The following is a 319-nucleotide window of genomic DNA, read 5'->3' as shown; positions in this document are numbered from 1 at the left end:
GCAGAACACCAACGTTCTCACCAGCACGGCCTTCGTCCAGCAGTTTGCGGAACATTTCAACGCCAGTACAGGTAGACTTAGCAGTCTCTTTGATACCAACGATTTCAACTTCTTCACCAACTTTGATGATACCGCGCTCTACACGACCGGTAACAACGGTACCACGACCGGAGATGGAGAATACGTCTTCGATAGGCAGCAGGAACGGCTTGTCAATCGCACGCTCTGGTTCTGGGATATAAGAATCCAGGAAGCCAGCCAGTTCGATGATTTTCGCTTCCCACTCTGCTTCGCCTTCCAGCGCTTTCAGAGCAGAACC

General features: G+C 51.4%; 1 protein-coding gene. It reads right to left on the bottom strand.

The genetic code is table 11. The features are described from left to right. The coding region (locus tag KQJ19_RS23885) for an EF-Tu/IF-2/RF-3 family GTPase (RefSeq protein WP_253296417.1) at positions 1-319 on the bottom strand (319 nt) is incomplete at both ends.

The organism is Citrobacter sp. S46_ASV_140 (assembly GCF_018919545.1).
Lineage (GTDB): Bacteria > Pseudomonadota > Gammaproteobacteria > Enterobacterales > Enterobacteriaceae > Citrobacter > Citrobacter braakii.
Note: the sequence above shows the minus strand (reverse complement) of the source record. Positions and strands in the feature narration are given on the sequence as shown.